This is a genomic window from Paenibacillus sp. Soil522, from assembly GCF_001428245.1.
Lineage (GTDB): Bacteria > Bacillota > Bacilli > Paenibacillales > Paenibacillaceae > Pristimantibacillus.
This window is the reverse complement of sequence record NZ_LMRV01000001.1, coordinates 245,644-261,588: the sequence shown is the minus strand read 5'-3', so window position 1 is coordinate 261,588 and position 15,945 is coordinate 245,644. Positions and strand designations below refer to the sequence as shown.

Below are 15,945 nucleotides of genomic sequence, written 5' to 3'. Positions count from 1 at the left end.
GGGATTGTTATGATGATGAGCTTAACAAGAGTGAACGGCTAGTGCAATACTATGACGGCAGTAGCCCGTTTCGCTTTGAAATAAAAGCAGCGCACAAGATTCAAATGTATAAATACTTATATTTGAATGATAGCTTTAAGCTTTGGATAAATCTGGACGAAGCGCTTTCGCGCCGCTTAAATAAACATGACGAATTTCCGCTTGCGTTTTGTCCGTGTTAATTAACACCATCAGCCTAATGCATCGTTCTAGACTGCCCTTTACCGGAACTTCCAATGCACACATAAGCGGAACAAGCTCCCAGCCGTTCATTTGACGAATCGCACGAGCCGGGAACGTCTCATCAAGATCGTTCGTTACGGTCACGAAAACGCTGCAAATGTCATCTGGCACAATTTCATTGTCAGCGACGATAACATTCAGCATCTCGATCGTTGCATTCAAAATCGGCTGCTCTTCATTGACATCAACGGTAATCGCACCACGAATTCCTCTAACACTCATTACTGCTCCACCTCCTGTTTTAATTGCTCCACAATTTCACGTACCCATTGCACGGGCACATTGGGTTTTATTTCAACTTCGCCAATAGCAGTTGGTACAACAAATACCATCGTACCCTCTGCAAACTTCTTATCGTGCATCATCGCATCCATAATCTTGTCTACGTCAATATGCTCAGGTAACCGTACAGGCAGACCGCATTTCGCAAGAACCCGCTTCGTTACCGTGTATACCTCTTCAGGCGCACCATAACGCAGGCCGAGCTTCGCCGATCCAATCATGCCGATCGAAATCGCTTCGCCATGCATGAACTCGCCGTAACCGGCAACCGCTTCTATGGCATGGCCAATCGTATGACCTAAATTCAAAATAGCTCTGAGATCGTTTTCCCGCTCATCCTTCGAAACGACGGCCGCCTTCACACTGCAGCCTTTATACAAAGCATAACCCAGCGCTTCAGGATCAAGCGCTAACAGCTTCTCTGCATGCTCTTCGCACCAAGCAACGAATGCATCATCCCAAATGAGTCCATGCTTGACCACTTCTGACAAGCCGCCGCTTACGTCTCTAGGAGGAAGTGTCTGAAGCGTATGCAAATCGTATAAGACCAGCTCCGGCTGATGGAAAGCTCCGATAATATTTTTGGCAAGCGGATGATTGACTGCTACTTTACCGCCTACGCTGCTGTCATGCGCCAATATCGTAGTTGGAACCTGAACGAATTTAATGCCGCGCATATAAGAGGCAGCCACAAAGCCTGCAAGGTCTCCTACGACACCGCCGCCAAGCGCCACGATAGCAGATTTCCTGTCCAGCCCTGCCTCTAGCGCTTTAGTGACAAGAGATTCAAGCATCGTCAGTGACTTTGAGCTCTCCCCTGAGGGAACGATTACGCTTGACGTCTTGAAGCCTGCGCCCGCCAGCTCTGTTTCAAGAGCTTGCAAATGGTAATCAGCTACATGGCTGTCTGTAATGATCAGCAGCGGAGATTTCTTGCTAATTCCATGCTTTATAAAATAGGAGGAAGCCTCCTGCAGGAGGCCCTCCCCAATGTATATGGGATAAGAACGGTCGCCTAATTCAACTGTAAGCTCACGCATCCTTAGTACCGGCCCAGCTGTTCGAGGTAATTGTTCAAGTTAGCGCGAATTTCCTCGATGGAATCGCCACCGAACTTTTCAAGAAACGCTTTGGCAACTTCCCAAGCGACGACATGCTCCATGACAACGCTGGCTGCAGGCACTGCGCAGCTGTCGGAACGCTCTACTTGCGCGGTGAATGGCTCTTTCGTATCGATATCTACGCTGCGAAGCGGCTTGTAGAGCGTTGGAATCGGCTTCATTACGCCGCGTACGACGATTTGTTCCCCGTTTGTCATACCGCCCTCGAAGCCGCCAAGACGATTCGTTGCTCGGTGATAGCCGCGTTCCGCATTGTACATAATCTCATCATGAACCTGCGAGCCGCGAAGCTTAGCTGCTTCAAAGCCGATGCCGATCTCGCAGCCTTTGAACGCATTGATGGATACGACCGCTTGCGCAATGCGTCCATCAAGCTTGCGGTCCCACTGCACGTGGCTGCCGAGACCGATAGGTACGCCTTCGATAATGCATTCCACGATGCCGCCGATGGAGTCGCCCTCCGCTTTAATTTGATCGATATAATCCGTCATCTTCTGCTCGGTTTCCTTGTCCACGACCCGAACGGAGGATTCCTCGGTCAACCGGATCAATTCATCAACAGACAGCTGATTGGCGGGCGCTTCAATTTCGCCGATGCTAATCACTTGTCCGGCTACTTTAATGCCGAATTCAGCAAGCAATTGGCGTGCTACAGCACCCACAGCTACACGAGCAGCCGTTTCGCGGGCGCTTGAACGCTCCAATACGTTGCGCAAATCCTTCAGATCATATTTCAGACCGCCGTTCAAATCCGCATGACCCGGACGCGGGCGATGAACGCGGCGTTTCTCTTCGTCACTGCCTTCGATTGGTTCGATATTCATAACAGAGGTCCAGTGCTTCCAGTCATTGTTTGCCACGACAAGCGCTACAGGAGCACCAGTCGTTTTGCCATGACGCACGCCTCCTACAATGTTTGCGGTGTCTTTCTCGATCTGCATCCGACGGCCGCGACCATGACCTTTCTGGCGGCGGTGCAGCTGAAAGTTCAATTCCTCGAAATCAATAGTCAAATTACTTGGCAGTCCTTCAATTATAGCTGTTAATTGGGGACCATGCGTTTCTCCAGCTGTCAAATACCTTAAACTCAACCAAAGCTCCTCCTTCAAAGCAAGCCTATAAGCGCCTGCTATGCTTTACTGCACTAAACATCTTTGCTCATTATAGTACAGCGCATCCGGTTTGACAAGAATTTGAACCCTGCCAAAACCGCATTCCGGACAATAAAAGAGGCCGGCAGAATCGTCCTGTTGAAAGACAATTCCGCCAGCCTGTGCCGCTTGCCGCTTATTAGCTGTTGACCGATCTTTTCACAAGCTGCGCTTTCCCATCTTTCGTCAGCATCGGATCATTAATAAGTCTCGTCATTTGTCCGCTGTCTACACCGATAATTTGCGCGCATTCCTGAATTGATATAAAACCACGCCTATAGGCGGCAATAACCTTACGCTTATCCATCGGTTGCTTCATCCTCCAAGTCATTTACGTTATAACTAGTATAGGAGAAGTTAGAAATCGGTATACATGTCTCTTAAACACGGCGGTAAAAGAAGGTATCTGCGGTTTCAAATCCGTATTGGGACGGCGAGAAAATCTGCTCCGTGCTTCCAACAAAAAGCAGTCCGCCAGGCTTAAGCGCCTTAGAAAACTTATGATACAGCAAATGCTTTGCTTCTTCCGTGAAGTAGATCATCACGTTTCGGCATACGATTAAATCAAACGAGCTGTCGAAAAGATCATGCAGAAGGTTTTGCTGCTTGAATTGTATAAATTGCTTCAATGAGTCCGAGATAAGATAAGCGCCATCCGCTTGCTTAAAATATTTTTGCCGGTACGCCGGCGGAACGTCGCGCAGCGAGCGCTCCAAATAACTGCCTTCCATCGCCTTCTGCAGCACATTCAAATCTAAATCCGTCGCCAGCAATGAGGAACGCTGCAGCACTCCGAGCTCCGATAAAATCATAGCAAGCGTGTAAGGCTCCTCTCCCGTAGAGCAAGCCGCACTCCACACCTTTAGGCGGTTTGCGGAACTAAGCATCTCCGGTAAAAAGCGTTTTTGCAAAACCTCCCAACGGGAAGGATTTCTCCAAAACTCGGAAACGTTAATCGTCATGCGATCCAAAAATTCGTTCAGCATGCTGCGGTTTTGTTCAATGGCTTTCCAGTAATCCTCGAAATTATGAAATCCATACTTCATTCGCAATGTGGTCAGCCTGCGCTTCATTTGGGCTTCCTTGTACTGCGACAAATCGATGTCGGTCTTTTGCTTTATCCGAACTATAAATTGTGAGAAATCACGATCTTCAAGCATTGCTTCCCCCATCACTAGTTGCCCTAGAAAATCAAATCCACCGCTGAATAGCATGCTCGTAATCAACCAGCTCAGCCTGGGAGAAGAAAATACCGATCTCTCTTTCCGCATTGGCTGCCGAATCGGAGCCGTGAATAAGATTAAAATTCGTATGTACAGCAAAGTCCGAACGGATTGTGCCCGGAAGAGCATCCAGAGCATCGGTCTTGCCAATTAACGCACGAGATAAAGCAATAACGTTATCACCCTGCCACACCATTGCAAATACAGGACCTGATGCAATGAAATCGAGAAGCGGCTCGTAAAATCCTTTGCCCTTATGCTCTTCATAGTGCCGCTCTGCAAGCTCACGGCTAATGACCATGAATTTGGCTGCCGACAGCTGCAGTCCCTTTCTTTCAAATCTCGAAACGATTTCGCCAATCAAGCCACGCTGAACGCCATCCGGTTTAATCATCAGAAAAGTTCTCTCCATCTTCAACCATTCCTTTCAAATTCGCATGATTAATAATTACGTTTACCGACAAAATGCGCGATGTCTATCAAGTTCTTTTTCGCTGTCACATTAGGTAATCCCTCTAATGCGCTGAGAGCTTTTTTTATATACCGGTTCGCGAGCTGATCCGCAAGCTCTCCGCCATCGCTCTGCCTAATCATTTCGATAGCACGTCCTGCATCCTTTTGCCCTCCATGCTCCCGAAGCGCAGAGATTTCGCTTAACAGCGGATCGCGCGTTTTCAAATCCTGCAAAGCGAGAAGAACAGGCAGTGTTATGTTGCCTTGACGCATATCGGAGCCTGGCGGCTTGCCGATTTGCTTCTCCGTTCCATAAAGATCAAGCAAATCGTCGCGAATTTGAAATGCCATACCGACATTATAGCCATAACGGTACAAGCGATTAGCCGTCAAACGATCGGTATTTGCCGCAACGGCGCCAAGCTGACAGCTTATTGCAATCAATAACGCCGTTTTTCGCCTTATCCGAAGCAAATAATTACGAATGGATTGCTCCGTATTAAAGAAATCGCGAATTTGCTCCATCTCACCGATACACATCTGTACAAGCGCGTTTGATAAAATTTGATGAATTTGCGGATCAGGAAGCTGAGCTGCAATTGATAATGCTTTTCCATGAATAAAATCCCCCGTGTACATCGCGATGCGATTGTCCCACTTGGATTTGACGGTAAGCTGACCGCGACGGGTATCAGCATCGTCAATGACGTCGTCATGGACAAGTGAAGCCATATGTATAAGTTCAAGAGGTACTGCGACCCGTTTCATCACATCAAGCCGGTAATCGCCAAACTTTCCGGCAAGCAGCACGAAGATGGGTCTGATCCGCTTTCCTCCGGCTTTGAGCAAGTGTAAAGAAGCCTCGCCGAGCAGCACATGGTCATCCGACACGCAACGCTCCAGCTCTTGTTCGATCTGATTTAGGTCGCCTTTCATCTTTGCATACAAGTCTAGTAGTTTCATTCTTTCACCTATTGGGCAGATTGGTCTTCAAAAAAAGTAAGCTCCACGTCATTCGCTAGCAGCCCAAGCCGCTTGGAATAATCGAAATATAACTTAAGTCCTTCTTGCAGCTTGCTCCCAAAATCATATTGAAGCGAATGAAAGTACATCTCCCAATACGTCGATACTCCTCCAAGCTGCGAGCAGGCTTGTTCAATTAGCGGACCAAGATGAGCCTTGTTATACTGTTTGCTCACATTTAGCGCTTTATACACTGTATAAAGGGCTTCTGGTGCTGTTACAGCTACTTCTTTGCGTGCCGCAACTACGGCATACGTCATGCCAAGTCCCGTCCACTGATACCATAATTGTCCTAAGTCAATGACATGCAGCCCATGATCTCGCCATGAAGCTTGGATAGCAGGGTCGCCTATTATAAGCGCTGCATCGGAAGTCTCCAGCATTCGATCAAGATCGGGCGCTTCTGTTACATATTCTGGATTGCAGTCAAAGTGCAGAGTCATCAAAATTTTCAGCAAATTGACGGAAGTCGCCGATGTTGCCGTTACCGCAATCCGATCAGGCCTCATACGCTCAATCGGCTCCTTCATAAACAAAAGGATTGAGTTTACAATGCCGACTGAGCCGACCGACAATTCCGGAAGCAGTACATATTCAGACGCGTTTTGTCCATAGGAGAAGGACGAAATGGCCGATACATCTAATTCACCGATTTTCAGCATCCGGTTTAATTCAGAAGGTACGCGCTTTATCACATTAAAGTTATTCCGATCTGCCCGCTCCTCGAACTGATGGAATAACGGCCAAGCATTCGCGTAATCAATTCTTCCGATGGTGATCGGGCGATTCATGCCCATTCTGTTCATCTCCCCATCTTCTGTACAAATCATGTTCGATTAACATATTGTCAAGTAATTTTCCAACCATAAAATTAATCATTTCATCCATTGATTGCGGTTTGTAATAAAAAGCCGGCATTGCCGGAATGATTCTAACACCAAGACGTGCTAACTTCAGCATATTTTCGAGATGAATAGCATGAAGCGGCGTTTCTCTTGGTATGATAAGCAGCTGCCGATTCTCTTTAAGCATGACATCCGCAGCTCTAGTCATCAAGTCATCGGAAATGCCGTGCGAGATTGACGCAAGCGTCCCCATCGAGCACGGCACAATAACCATTCCTTGAACGCGGTAAGAGCCGCTTGCTATACTTGCGCCTATATCCGCATTCGGATGGAACACAAGCCTTTTGTCGACAATTGCATCGCCGAAGCGCTGTTCTATCGCCGCTGAGCGACGCGTCGTCTCCCAGCCGAGCTCTTCCTTCAGCACCCGCCAGCCTGCTTCCGTAACGACCAAATGAACCTCATAATTCATCTCAAGAAGCACTTCGATGAGCCGGATGCCATAAATGGAACCGCTGGCTCCTGTTATGCCGACCACCCATCGATTCGTCCAGCCAGGTACATATACGTCCTTGCTGCCGGCTACCATTGGTGAATCACCAACAAATCAACGATTGTAAATAAAAACAGCAAGACGCTTAATGTACCGTTCATTCCAAAAAACGCAGTTTGAACGCGTGATAAATCGTTTGGACGAACTAGCCAGTGCTGGTAGAACAATAACGAAATGGAGATTAACGTTCCCAGCAAATACATCCAGCTCAGGTCCGTTAGCCAAAACAACGCAACAAAGCCGATTGCCGTAACGACATGCAGCGCACGGGCGATCCAAAGCGCTTCAGCAATGCCGAATCGAGCCGGAATCGAATATAAGCCTGCATTGCGGTCATATTCAAAATCTTGAGTCGCATAAATGATATCAAAACCTGCAATCCACAAAGCAACCGTTATAAACAGAAGCCATGCAGCCGGATCAAATCCGCCTGTAATCGCAACCCAACCGCCAAGCGGCGACAGTGCGATCGTAAAGCCTAGGAAAATGTGACATAACCATGTGAAGCGCTTCGTATAAGAATAAAGCACCAGCATGACAACCGCGATTGGCATCAACTTGAGCGCGATCGGCGCCAAATTCGCACATGCTACGAACAGCAAAATGAATGAAACGATAATAAACAGCAATACCTCCGCCGTCTTAATCAAACCGGCGGGAATCGCCCGTTTCTCCGTACGCTGGTTGCGCAGATCAATCGCTTTATCGATGAGACGATTCAAGCTCATCGCTGCGCTGCGGGCACCGAACATCGCAAGCGTAATCCAGCCGATCTCTCCCCATGAAGGAAGACGCTGCTCCATCATCACTGCGCCCAAAATCGCTCCCATAAAGGCGAACGGCAATGCAAAAACCGTATGCTCAAACTTAATCATTTCTAAAATAATGCGTAGTTTGCGAATCATTGCTGCTTCTTCTCCTTTGTCCCCATATGCAGCGCAGCTACTCCGCCGGTCAGAGGATATGCCTTCACCTGCTGAAGACCCGCTTCTTCAAACAGCTCTGCAAGCTGCTGTCGACCGGGGAACATTTTGAGCGATTCAGGAAGCCATTTGTATTCTTGAAAGCTCTTTGCGACAAACTTGCCCATTAATGGCAATAAACGCTCGAAATACAAGTTATACATGGCTTTGAAGGGCTGCCAGGTAGGCTTGGAAACTTCTAAGCATACCACCATACCGCCCGGTCTCACGACGCGCCGCATTTCATTTAAAACCTGTAAATAGTCAGGCACATTGCGTAGTCCGAAGCCAATCGTCACGAAATCAAAGGTATCATCCTCGAAGGGCAGGCTCATTGCATTGCCTTGAACTAACGTAATTTGCTTGTTTAATCCCAGCTTTTCTACTTTAGCGGCTCCGACGTCAAGCATGTTTTGACTAAAATCCAGCCCAACGACCTTCCCGGTTACGCTTGCGTCAGCAAGTGCAATCGTCCAATCGCAGGTGCCGCAGCAAAGATCCAGCGCGGTTTGTCCAGGCGCTACGTTCATTTTCTTCATCGTAAATTTACGCCAAGCCTTATGGCGGCGGAAGCTGATGAGATCATTCATTAAATCGTATTTCGGTGCAATCCGTTCAAATACGCCATGTACATGGCTTTTGGAGTTCGTATCCATCCTTAAAGTCACCTCGTCTCGTTGAGTGCAGGCGTGAAACCGGTATGTTCGTTCAACAGCGCATCGACGATCGCAGTCAATTCACGGAGCAACTTGTCCGATTCCAGCTTGCCAGCTAATGACTTCACGGCATCCGCTGAATGTTTCAGCTTTGCCTTGAGCTGGCTGCGCACATTATATTTTTCCGCCAAACTGTTAATGAATGCAGGCTCATGCATGCGCTGATTAAGCTGCTGACGCTCCTCATCGGTACCCTCTTGCAGCAGATGCCAGTAGGCCCAACTCTTATCGAATCGAGCCGGATATTCCATGCGGACGAGTTCATCAACCACGGCCTCGCAACGGCTAACGCCGTCAAGAATCTTTGACCAGCCGTGAGACAGCGAACCCTCCATGACGCCTGAGAAAATGTGAAACAAGGTGGCTTTAAGCTGCACCGTGAGGCTCAAATATTCCTCCGCGGACATTTTGAGCTGTCTCATCCGAACGTAAAGATTGACTTTCAGCCTGTTCACTTCGGAGACCGCGCCGCTGATTTTGGAAATCATGTCAATTTGGCCGGCTTGCGAAAGCAATTGATAAAATGTCGCACTAAAGTAATCCCCCGCAAGCACCTTTAGCTGTCTTGAGCGCATTTCCGGCTCAGTTCGCCGCTCGAGGTCCGTATCGATTAAATCATGCGTGTCCATCCCCAGCTGTACGAGTGATATGACAAGCGTATAGAGTTCGCTGCGCGTCTTGAGGGACTCCTGCTCGTTCAGAAACGCATAGAGCGAGCGAAGCCGTGCGTCGGGAAAGTCAGGAAGCGCCGTATGTGCTTGTATGATGTCGTGTTCCACATACTTTTGAGCTATTTCAGGTATACGGTATGTTTTCATTTGGGGAAGCCTCCGAACAGAGAAGCGCAAATCGCCGCTCAATAATCTAAACTATTATAGCACAACTTTTTCTAAAGAGCATACGATTCAGCCCGCTTGTTCAACAAATTGCAACATACATCCCTTTTAAAGCTGCGAAATGGAGGCAGGCTTTACCGTAAATCCTGATACCGGTCCAAACCGCTCTTCCCACGCTGAGGTAAAGCTTACCCGTAGTCTTTTTCGCCACAGCTCGTCATGCACCGGATCAGCTTGAGAAAGCCGGTCCATCTCTTGAATGAGCCAGTCGTCTGTTTTCCTCACATCGACTGCGGCAAGCAATGCTGCGCCGTCCGGCTTCTCCTCAACGATCCGGATAAGCACACGCTTTACATTTTCTAATTGCAGGAAGGAGACGCGCACCAGCTTCTCTACATCCGCAAACCATACCGAGGGCCTTCCCTCGGTCGTGCTGACTCTCATGTCAACGGACAAAATCCCATTGCTCCACTCTGCCTTACTCAAGCGTTCATTTAGCTGAATAGCGATAAGAACGTCCACTAAATTGCTGTTGGTAAGCCGAACGGCCGGTGTTGCGTGAAAGACAGCCACATCACCTGGATTAGCCTCGTGCTGCCATGCTGCATGAGGAAGCCAAGTGAATAATAACGTTACCGCTACAGCGGTCATACATGCGGTTAGGAGTGGTTTTCCGATGTTCACCCTGCACCTCCAACTATTTGCCCATCGTCCAAAATGAGTTCATACTTCATTGTACGAGCGGTGCCTGATGAATATTCGGACAGTAAGCAGGCAAAAAAAAAGCAGGCTTCGCCTGCCTTTCACGTGCTTGCTACTGATCGGTTTCCATTGTTCCGTATTTCGTCATTACGACCGCTTTACCGCGAATTTTAATTGCCGAAGTATGATCGGTAAATTGGCAAATTAAAATTTCATTTTTGTCCAGCTTTTCCGTATGATGAAATTTTGTGTCCAGTCCGCGTGTTAAACCGATGACTTGAACGCCCTGATCCTTTGCTTTTACAACAATATACTCGCCATGTACAGGCTCCATCGTTATCCCTCCGCATCCGAAATTCCAAACTATCCATGTGAATTATAGTGGAAGTATGACGTTTGTGCAATCTATTCCCGCTCGTATATAAACAAAAGACGCCCGAACGGCAGTCCGTCCGGACGTCACTAGCCGCAAAACGCGCCAATGCCGCCAATGGTTGGCGGCGTAAGCCGTTTGCGCTTGCTTATACTTAATTGGATACGAGGTCCTTGAGAGATTTTCCCGGTTTGAAAGCAGGCGTTTTGCTTGCCGCGATCTCGATTGGATCTCCCGTTTGCGGGTTGCGGCCTTTACGTGCTTGGCGCTCGCGAACTTCGAAGTTACCAAATCCAACTAATTGCACTTTATCTCCGCTTTGCAACGCATCGGAAATAGCATCAAAAACAGCATCAACTGCTTTTGTCGCATCTTTTTTCGAAAGATCAGTCAACTCAGCTACTTTTGAAATCAAGTCTGTTTTGTTCATTGTTTCACCTCCTCCAAAGTCACTTACGGCAACGTTTTCATTGTAAGCATATAAACTCTCATCTTATCCCTCTTATTAACGGAAATCTTCAAAAATATACCTTTTGCCTGAACAAACCTATAGTAATACAGCCGTTTGCCAATTTCAAGTGCTAACGATCAATTCCTCCAAAACAAATAAAGCCGCTCCCTGTTTGGTAGCGGCCTATTCGTATACTAGATTCATTCAGCTACAGGATGATCGCAATTAAACCCCCGGAGCCCTCATTGATAATGCGGCCTAGCGTTTCCTGCAACTTATAGCGCGCGTTGTCCGGCATCATGGCGATTTTGCCTTGAATGCCCTCTCGCACAATCGAGTGCAGGGAACGGCCGAAAATATCAGACTCCCAAATTTTGATCGGATCGTTCTCAAAGTCTTGCATTAAGTATCTGACCAGCTCTTCGCTTTGTTTCTCCGTGCCGATAATTGGAGCGAATTCCGATTCCACATCGACGCGGATCATATGAATGGACGGTGCTGTAGCCTTCAGTCTAACCCCGAAGCGAGAGCCTTGGCGAATCAGTTCCGGCTCGTCGAGTGCCATTTCCGCAAGTGTCGGCGCCGCAATGCCGTAACCGGTCGTTTTGACCATTTCCAGCGATTCTGCGAAGCGGTCATATTCCCGTTTGGCATGTGAGAACTCCTGCATCAGCTGCAGCAGATGATCTTTACCCCTTATCTCAACTCCGACAACCTCCATCAGAATACGGTCGTACAGCTCATCCGGAGCGTACAGGTCGATTTCGGCGACACCCTGCCCCATGTTCATGCCGCTCAAGCCGGCTCGGGCAATGAAATCATATTCCATGAACTGGGTGACCACCCGGTCGACGTCCCGCAGTCTTCGAATATCTTTGACGGTATCGCGCACTGAGCTCTCGTAGTTGCTGCGCAGCCAGTGATTGTCGTTCAGCACCATAACCCAGCTCGGTAAGTTAACATTCACCTCATGAACAGGGAACTCGTACAGTACTTCCCGCAAAACGGAGATGACTTCCTCCTCGCCCATGGTCGCTACGCTAAGCGTCATAACCGGTATATCGTATTTCGCTTGAAGCTCATTCCGCAATTGCAGCGCTTCTTCACTCTTAGGGCGGGTGGAGTTAATGACGAGCACAAATGGTTTGCCGACTTCCTTCAGCTCGTTAATGACGCGCTCTTCAGCTACGACATAGGAGCTGCGCGGAATTTCTGCGATTGTGCCGTCTGTCGTGACAACCACACCTAGTGTTGAATGCTCTTGGATTACTTTACGCGTTCCAATCTCAGCCGCTTCCTGAAACGGTATCGGCTCATCGAACCAAGGGGTCGTGATCATACGCGGACCATTTTCGTCCTCATAGCCTTTCGCGCCCTCAACGGCATATCCAACGCAATCGACCAGTCTCATGTTTACCTCAAGTCCATCGGTAACCCTGAGCTTCACCGCTTGATTCGGAACAAATTTAGGCTCTGTAGTCATGATCGTCTTACCTGCGGCGCTTTGAGGAAGTTCGTCCACGGCTCTCACACGGTCTGATTCGTTAGCTATGTTCGGAAGTACAACCGTCTCCATAAACCGTTTAATAAACGTTGATTTGCCCGTCCGGACCGCCCCGACAACACCGAGGTAAATATCCCCGCCGGTTCTTTCGGCTATGTCCTTGAAAATGTCCACTTTCTCCACTGAATATCCCCTCCCAATTGATTTTTCCGGTTCGCCGCCATCCACCGGTCAATAGGGCAGGCCAGCGACGCAACTCGTACATGCTTTTTGGACTAGTAACATCTTATGTGCAGGCTTTCCGATTATGACGATTCCTTCTACGAAATCTTTTTTTCCTCGTCTTAGGGCTTCCCTTCCAAGATTGAGTTATATGAGAAAAAGAGCATATCTATGACCGAAACGGCCAAAAAAAATCCTCTCCGAGACTAATAGTCAGGGAAAGGAATAAAGCTATCGTATAGATAAAACCAGACTTTTCCTACGGCCGGACGGCCTGCGGCTCATTGTTCACAAGGCGGTAGGCTGGAGATTTAACGGGGACAAAATCGGTACCGTCAACCAGCAGAGTACGCAAATCAAACGCGGCATCGAAATCGGTTTTACCGCTTTTTTGCACAAATTGCATAATATCGATTCCGTAATCGGAGTATACAACACCGTTGTCATCCACAAGCGCTTGAATCGTTTGGCCTGAGAAAACACTTCGGATAGCCGGGACGGTCTTATTCATGCTTTTGTAATCAATCTGATAAAAACCCGGATACATCTGTTCCCCTTTCGGGAGCTCGCTGTTTGTCTGAATATAAGCTGTTACCCAGCTTTGAATGTCATTTATCCTTTGAAAGGCTAATATGTCGAGCAGCTTAACCCGAGGCTTCGTCTCTTCGTCAAGGACGAGGAAACTATAGCTGCCGCCGTTTTCAAAGGCAGAGGAGGGAATGTCGGTTAAATAGCCTGTCCGCCCGAGCTTTGCGAAATCGACATAAAACTTTTCATACTTCGGCGTTTCGGCCGTGCTGTTTTTGATTGGCAGCATGCCTGTTTCAGCTTTATATTGATCAATCGCCGCCTGCACGTTCCGTACGGCCTCTTTGGGAGCGACCTGATTTTGCATAAACTGATCCTTCGGATACATGCATCCTGACAAAGATAACAGCATGAATAATAAAGCAGCAAACGCCGCTGAATGTTGTGTAAGACGGCGCTGCCCCCCCATTCTAAATCGATTCATCACATTTTCCTCCTACAAGGTTTGTGGAGCAAACCTACTTCGTAAGCATAAGCTTAGCATTGTAAAACAAACTGCCTCGCAAGCGCTGCTACCATAATTCGTCGGTTTCCTCCGCTTGCCGCGCAAGCTGGCGCGCCACCGCCGAACGAAGCGGATCTAACGGAATTTCCACATTTACCTTTCCCGCCACCTTTGCTTGGCAGGAAAGCCTAATGTTGTCACCTTCTAAGCCTGAGAGCTTTCGCCTCTCATTATCCGCTATCGGCTGCAGCTCGCTGCCCGGCCTCACAGTGACTTTGCACATGAAGCAAGCGGCTTTGCCCCCGCAGCGCGTTCGTATCGGTATATTGGCACGTCTGGCAGCGTCTAACAGCGTCGTGCCCGGCTTAACCTTAATCGTACGGCCCGATGGCCAAAACGTAACCTCACCGTCCATTACAAGCCACCTCCCTCTCTAGCTGCTATCAAATGATGAAGGCTTCGCTTCGCTTCCATGGAGAACGTATTGTTTGCTTCGATTGCAAGAAGCGCATCCACATGCAGAGCCGGAGCTTTAGCAAAAGCTTGAATGATCTGATCAACGCGGTCCATACGGTCGCGGAGATAGTTAAACCAAAGCTCATGCGCGAGCGGTACAATCGATACCGTCAATGCGGCTTCATTCAAATGAACCCGTTCTGCAAAAAGCATAAGCAGCTTGCGAACCATTGTCTCATAATGACTGCCGCAAGCTTTCACATGAAATCCTCCAACCAGCTCAACCTGTACGTCATGTATGCGGAAATGGCTGAGCTTCGAGCGATACATTTCGGTTACGCTAATTGTAGGTTCATCAAGCGCAAAAGACTTGAGCGCCTGATAAATGGAATGAACATCCTCATCATCGCAATAAAGATCCAAATCGCGCGGTTCGGCGGATAACGGAAGTCCCCGAAGCATTAAGCTTGCGCTCCCGCCAATAACCCATCTCGCTGGACTTGATTGTGTGGCTTTGGTCACGGCAGCCAGCGCTTTATGAATGCGTTCATGTTCTGTCATCGCCGGCACTTCCTTTTTTTCGGGGCGTAAACGGCTTCCTTCATCCTCTGGCGGTAAATCCGTTTCGCGGTTACGATAAATCCGCATAGAAGCTAAAGCTTCTACAGCATTAAAAATATGGTTTGTTAGCAGCAGCTATTTTTCCGGCTCCCGTTTTGACAATCGCCTGACAGCCCAGCCGGTATCCTTCCTCAAACTCCTCAGGCTCAAGGCGGTCCCATTCCTCGTCCGTTATGCCTTCCAGCTGGTCCGCACCTTCGGTTATCAAGCAGCGGCAGCGGGCGCAGGTGCCCCGTGCACAAGAAAAGCTCCAATCGACATCATGCTTGAGTGCAAGATCAAGCAGTGACAAGCCTTCTTCCGCCTCTATTACAACTGTTTTAGTTCTACCCTTTAATTCAATCATTGTATGTCAATATCTCCCTTTCTGTTAGCGGTTTCCACTCTCGTATGTAGAAATGCTAAATAATGGATATAAGTCCGCAAATAAATCCGATTATTAGAACGAAGAAGGCAAGCAGCGTAAGGACAAATTTCACTACGCCTTTCGTTTTTAAACGGGCGAACGTAATTAAAAGGGCCGCGATCGCCATCATTCCAATGCCGAATAGCGAAACCCACATTTTTGTCATTGCATCCATAATAATTCCATTCTCCTAATCTATATCAATATGAATTCTCACCCATTATAACATCGCACAAGCGTAAACGGCTATCGCCGTCCTCTGGCGGCAAAAGCTCGTTTCGCGATGAAATATAAGCAGATATAAGGGTGAAACTAATACATTCTTATATTTTAAAAAAAAGGACAAAAGCTGACAGGGCATAGCACCGGATGTGAACATCCGGAACGCCCTCGCTTTTGCCGCTAACCTTTATTTTTTCATCATCATTTTCATGAGAGCTTCCATATTGCTCGTGCTCATGCCGCTAGCCTTAACAGCCTTAACGATATCATTGACCGTGGATTCCGCAACCTTTACCTTAGCCATTTCCGACACTTGCTTGATCAGCTTGCGCAGCTCGGCTTCGTCTTTCATCGTTTCATCAGTAACACCGCTGGCAAGTTTTTTGACTGTGCTTTCGGAAATATTTTTGCCGGTTTTTTTATTGATCGAATTGAGAATGTCTTTGGAAAAGTCCTTCGCCATACCCTACACCTCCAGGATGCGCTAGTGTCTTGCTCCATGCATCAT

General features: G+C 48.1%; 22 protein-coding genes. All 22 read right to left on the bottom strand.

Annotated features, from left to right (window positions below):
* Window positions 1–135 precede the first annotated feature (135 nt).
* Window positions 136–504 carry a chorismate mutase gene (gene aroH / locus ASG81_RS01330; protein ID WP_056627974.1) on the bottom strand — a complete coding sequence of 123 codons (369 nt, stop codon included), beginning with the start codon at window positions 502–504 and terminating at the stop codon, window positions 136–138.
* Window positions 504–1,604: a 3-dehydroquinate synthase gene (gene aroB, locus ASG81_RS01325; RefSeq protein ID WP_056627971.1), complete on the bottom strand. Its 1,101-nt coding sequence runs from the start codon at window positions 1,602–1,604 to the stop codon at window positions 504–506. The genes aroH and aroB overlap by 1 nt, the downstream gene beginning before the upstream one ends.
* Before the next feature lie 2 nt (window positions 1,605–1,606).
* A complete protein-coding gene (aroC, locus tag ASG81_RS01320; RefSeq protein ID WP_056627968.1) occupies window positions 1,607–2,776 on the bottom strand; it encodes a chorismate synthase in 1,170 nt (389 codons plus the stop codon).
* 199 nt (window positions 2,777–2,975) lie between these two features.
* Window positions 2,976–3,143 (bottom strand): hypothetical protein, encoded by a 168-nt coding sequence (locus ASG81_RS31785; protein WP_235548693.1) that lies wholly within the window; start codon window positions 3,141–3,143, stop codon window positions 2,976–2,978.
* Window positions 3,144–3,216: 73 nt separating this feature from the next.
* Window positions 3,217–3,996, bottom strand: a complete 780-nt coding sequence (locus ASG81_RS01315; RefSeq protein WP_056627966.1) for a CheR family methyltransferase — start codon at window positions 3,994–3,996, stop codon at window positions 3,217–3,219.
* Between the two features lie 31 nt (window positions 3,997–4,027).
* Window positions 4,028–4,471 (bottom strand): nucleoside-diphosphate kinase, encoded by a 444-nt coding sequence (gene ndk, locus ASG81_RS01310; protein WP_056627963.1) that lies wholly within the window; start codon window positions 4,469–4,471, stop codon window positions 4,028–4,030.
* Window positions 4,472–4,500: 29 nt separating this feature from the next.
* The gene (locus ASG81_RS01305; protein ID WP_056627960.1) at window positions 4,501–5,475 is read right to left on the bottom strand and encodes a polyprenyl synthetase family protein; all 975 of its coding nucleotides are present in this window, start codon (window positions 5,473–5,475) and stop codon (window positions 4,501–4,503) included.
* A gap of 8 nt (window positions 5,476–5,483) precedes the next feature.
* Window positions 5,484–6,332: a menaquinone biosynthetic enzyme MqnA/MqnD family protein gene (locus ASG81_RS01300; RefSeq protein ID WP_081417051.1), complete on the bottom strand. Its 849-nt coding sequence runs from the start codon at window positions 6,330–6,332 to the stop codon at window positions 5,484–5,486.
* Complete coding sequence (locus tag ASG81_RS01295; RefSeq protein WP_056627958.1) at window positions 6,295–6,969, bottom strand: UbiX family flavin prenyltransferase; 675 nt, start codon at window positions 6,967–6,969, stop codon at window positions 6,295–6,297. Before ASG81_RS01295 ends, ASG81_RS01300 begins: the two co-directional genes overlap by 38 nt.
* Window positions 6,963–7,838, bottom strand: a complete 876-nt coding sequence (locus ASG81_RS01290; protein ID WP_056627955.1) for a UbiA-like polyprenyltransferase — start codon at window positions 7,836–7,838, stop codon at window positions 6,963–6,965. Before ASG81_RS01290 ends, ASG81_RS01295 begins: the two co-directional genes overlap by 7 nt.
* Window positions 7,835–8,551, bottom strand: coding sequence for a demethylmenaquinone methyltransferase (locus ASG81_RS01285; protein WP_056627952.1), 717 nt, complete (start codon window positions 8,549–8,551; stop codon window positions 7,835–7,837). Before ASG81_RS01285 ends, ASG81_RS01290 begins: the two co-directional genes overlap by 4 nt.
* 8 nt (window positions 8,552–8,559) lie before the next feature.
* Window positions 8,560–9,429 (bottom strand): heptaprenyl diphosphate synthase component 1, encoded by an 870-nt coding sequence (locus ASG81_RS01280; protein WP_056627949.1) that lies wholly within the window; start codon window positions 9,427–9,429, stop codon window positions 8,560–8,562.
* Between the two features lie 126 nt (window positions 9,430–9,555).
* Window positions 9,556–10,131: a hypothetical protein gene (locus ASG81_RS01275; protein WP_056627946.1), complete on the bottom strand. Its 576-nt coding sequence runs from the start codon at window positions 10,129–10,131 to the stop codon at window positions 9,556–9,558.
* Window positions 10,132–10,261: 130 nt separating this feature from the next.
* Window positions 10,262–10,483 carry a trp RNA-binding attenuation protein MtrB gene (gene mtrB, locus ASG81_RS01270; RefSeq protein ID WP_056627943.1) on the bottom strand — a complete coding sequence of 74 codons (222 nt, stop codon included), beginning with the start codon at window positions 10,481–10,483 and terminating at the stop codon, window positions 10,262–10,264.
* Window positions 10,484–10,676: 193 nt separating this feature from the next.
* Window positions 10,677–10,952: an HU family DNA-binding protein gene (locus ASG81_RS01265; protein ID WP_056627940.1), complete on the bottom strand. Its 276-nt coding sequence runs from the start codon at window positions 10,950–10,952 to the stop codon at window positions 10,677–10,679.
* Window positions 10,953–11,181: 229 nt separating this feature from the next.
* Complete coding sequence (spoIVA, locus tag ASG81_RS01260) at window positions 11,182–12,660, bottom strand: stage IV sporulation protein A (protein WP_056627937.1); 1,479 nt, start codon at window positions 12,658–12,660, stop codon at window positions 11,182–11,184.
* Between the two features lie 298 nt (window positions 12,661–12,958).
* Window positions 12,959–13,711 (bottom strand): hypothetical protein, encoded by a 753-nt coding sequence (locus ASG81_RS01255; RefSeq protein ID WP_056627934.1) that lies wholly within the window; start codon window positions 13,709–13,711, stop codon window positions 12,959–12,961.
* Between the two features lie 88 nt (window positions 13,712–13,799).
* A complete protein-coding gene (locus ASG81_RS01250; protein WP_056627929.1) occupies window positions 13,800–14,147 on the bottom strand; it encodes a 2Fe-2S iron-sulfur cluster-binding protein in 348 nt (115 codons plus the stop codon).
* Window positions 14,147–14,749 carry a nucleotidyltransferase domain-containing protein gene (locus ASG81_RS01245; RefSeq protein WP_162254982.1) on the bottom strand — a complete coding sequence of 201 codons (603 nt, stop codon included), beginning with the start codon at window positions 14,747–14,749 and terminating at the stop codon, window positions 14,147–14,149. Before ASG81_RS01245 ends, ASG81_RS01250 begins: the two co-directional genes overlap by 1 nt.
* A gap of 109 nt (window positions 14,750–14,858) precedes the next feature.
* Window positions 14,859–15,155, bottom strand: a complete 297-nt coding sequence (locus ASG81_RS01240) for a 2Fe-2S iron-sulfur cluster-binding protein (RefSeq protein WP_056627923.1) — start codon at window positions 15,153–15,155, stop codon at window positions 14,859–14,861.
* A gap of 55 nt (window positions 15,156–15,210) precedes the next feature.
* Window positions 15,211–15,390 (bottom strand): DUF2768 family protein, encoded by a 180-nt coding sequence (locus ASG81_RS01235; RefSeq protein ID WP_056627920.1) that lies wholly within the window; start codon window positions 15,388–15,390, stop codon window positions 15,211–15,213.
* A gap of 234 nt (window positions 15,391–15,624) precedes the next feature.
* Entirely contained in the window at window positions 15,625–15,900 is a 276-nt protein-coding gene (locus tag ASG81_RS01230; RefSeq protein ID WP_056627917.1) for a stage VI sporulation protein F, read from the bottom strand.
* Window positions 15,901–15,945 lie beyond the last annotated feature (45 nt).

Coding starts and splice junctions, on each gene's coding strand:
- ASG81_RS31785 (WP_235548693.1), bottom strand. CDS start 3,143: ATGGATAAGCGTAAGGTTATTGCCGCCTATAGGCGTGGTTTTATATCA.
- ASG81_RS01240 (WP_056627923.1), bottom strand. CDS start 15,155: ATGATTGAATTAAAGGGTAGAACTAAAACAGTTGTAATAGAGGCGGAA.
- ASG81_RS01255 (WP_056627934.1), bottom strand. CDS start 13,711: ATGAATCGATTTAGAATGGGGGGGCAGCGCCGTCTTACACAACATTCA.
- aroB (WP_056627971.1), bottom strand. CDS start 1,604: ATGCGTGAGCTTACAGTTGAATTAGGCGACCGTTCTTATCCCATATAC.
- aroH (WP_056627974.1), bottom strand. CDS start 504: ATGAGTGTTAGAGGAATTCGTGGTGCGATTACCGTTGATGTCAATGAA.
- ASG81_RS01235 (WP_056627920.1), bottom strand. CDS start 15,390: ATGGATGCAATGACAAAAATGTGGGTTTCGCTATTCGGCATTGGAATG.
- ASG81_RS01295 (WP_056627958.1), bottom strand. CDS start 6,969: ATGGTAGCCGGCAGCAAGGACGTATATGTACCTGGCTGGACGAATCGA.
- ASG81_RS01300 (WP_081417051.1), bottom strand. CDS start 6,332: ATGGGCATGAATCGCCCGATCACCATCGGAAGAATTGATTACGCGAAT.
- ASG81_RS01245 (WP_162254982.1), bottom strand. CDS start 14,749: ATGACAGAACATGAACGCATTCATAAAGCGCTGGCTGCCGTGACCAAA.
- ASG81_RS01315 (WP_056627966.1), bottom strand. CDS start 3,996: ATGCTTGAAGATCGTGATTTCTCACAATTTATAGTTCGGATAAAGCAA.
- ASG81_RS01285 (WP_056627952.1), bottom strand. CDS start 8,551: ATGGATACGAACTCCAAAAGCCATGTACATGGCGTATTTGAACGGATT.
- ASG81_RS01305 (WP_056627960.1), bottom strand. CDS start 5,475: ATGAAACTACTAGACTTGTATGCAAAGATGAAAGGCGACCTAAATCAG.
- ASG81_RS01280 (WP_056627949.1), bottom strand. CDS start 9,429: ATGAAAACATACCGTATACCTGAAATAGCTCAAAAGTATGTGGAACAC.
- ASG81_RS01290 (WP_056627955.1), bottom strand. CDS start 7,838: ATGATTCGCAAACTACGCATTATTTTAGAAATGATTAAGTTTGAGCAT.
- ASG81_RS01230 (WP_056627917.1), bottom strand. CDS start 15,900: ATGGCGAAGGACTTTTCCAAAGACATTCTCAATTCGATCAATAAAAAA.
- ASG81_RS01265 (WP_056627940.1), bottom strand. CDS start 10,952: ATGAACAAAACAGACTTGATTTCAAAAGTAGCTGAGTTGACTGATCTT.
- ndk (WP_056627963.1), bottom strand. CDS start 4,471: ATGGAGAGAACTTTTCTGATGATTAAACCGGATGGCGTTCAGCGTGGC.
- ASG81_RS01250 (WP_056627929.1), bottom strand. CDS start 14,147: ATGGACGGTGAGGTTACGTTTTGGCCATCGGGCCGTACGATTAAGGTT.
- mtrB (WP_056627943.1), bottom strand. CDS start 10,483: ATGGAGCCTGTACATGGCGAGTATATTGTTGTAAAAGCAAAGGATCAG.